At 40.3% G+C, this 1,435-nt stretch carries 1 protein-coding gene; it reads right to left on the minus strand.

Annotated features, from left to right (window positions below; all coding sequences use genetic code 11):
• Window positions 1-1,201: IS110-like element ISCps4 family transposase (locus tag H4J65_RS00005; protein ID WP_182193914.1), on the minus strand; the 1,201-nt coding region annotated here is incomplete at its 3' end.
• Window positions 1,202-1,435: the final 234 nt, after the last annotated feature.

Here is a 1,435-nt window from a genome sequence, read left to right on the forward strand (position 1 = left end):
TCAACGCTTTTAAATACTTGGCTTCATTGTATGGCTCTTTAGTTTTCCAGCATCGAAATACGATCCGTATCCACTTAAATGCTAACGAACGCACAGCTGCCTGGTGAGTATTGCCTTTTTCCCTTTGTTGCTGATAATAGATTTCCGCCCAATAAGATTGCCTTATGCTTTTAGTAGCCCATTCTATAAATGATTGGCGAGTAAATTTAGAGCACTGATATCGCCAATGAATCCAGCTCTTTTGACCACTACGCACTGTTACGGGGGCTATCCCTGCATACATTTGAATTTCCGATGCGCTATTGAATCGACTACGGTTTTCCCCAATAGCCACTAGTAACCTAGGAGCTAAACACGGGCCAGTACCCGGTAATGAGTTGTAAAGCTCTGCATCGGGCAAGGCATTAAACAACTCACTAATTTCTCTATCAAAGACCTTAATAACCTTCACAGCAACAAGCAGTTGATTAGCTAATGCAACTGCAAGCAGTTGGTGCGACTCGATAACTGCGTTATCGAGAGTAAGCGGCTCTGCTTCACTAATAGATTGAATTCGCTTAACGCTATATGCCGCAGTACGTCCAGGGTATGAGCCAAAAAACTTTTTCAACGTATCCGGTCTGGCTCTTTTAAGTTTTTGTAGGTTGGGCCAACGTGTAATGAAATCACAAAATATCCCCGATCCTCGGTGTGAAAACCAATCGAGTAAGTGAGGGTAATATTCTTTAAGAGTAATGATTAGTCGGTTGCTAAACCGCCTTTTATCATCGACTAACTTACGACGCTGTTCGACTAGATACGTCAATTTCCTAACCGATTCACTTTCCATTTTTAATGCTTTAATTTTATTGGGATATCTCAGCATTAAATCTAAAGCAAGCTCTGCGTCCGTTGGGTCGTCTTTTGCACCGCTGGGTGAAAAAGCTTTACGGTATTGAGCTAACATTGAAGTGTTAACGGGGTGAATAGTGACAAAATCAAACTTTTGAAGTGCGTAAACTATAGGCCCTTTGGATAGTTCAATAGCAACAGCTATTTGTCCTTTGTATTGCTTATGAAGACTGCTTATCCATTCGTTGATCGACTTAGGTGAGTGCTTAATTACTTCAAACTTTCGTGTACTTGAATTAGCCACTTGAACGCAGACATCGTGTTTATCATTTGCCCAATCAATACCAATATAAACTGAAAACTTAGTCATAATTACCTCCAATTGTTATTGTCAGCATGTATGCCAAAGCTTTTCGAAAGCGATATAGATAGCGTTTATGGGCAAGCCCTGAGTATTCGTTTTTAAGCTAAGGCGTCCCTATGACATCGAAAGTAAAGCGGTAACCATCGAAATGATATCGTATCAATATTCGTATGAAATAGGCACATGGTCTGAACACCCTAATTATAGGTTTATTCAGACTGAAAGGACTATATTCGTATC

Source organism: Colwellia sp. MB02u-9 (genome assembly GCF_014077085.1).
Classification (GTDB): domain Bacteria; phylum Pseudomonadota; class Gammaproteobacteria; order Enterobacterales; family Alteromonadaceae; genus Cognaticolwellia.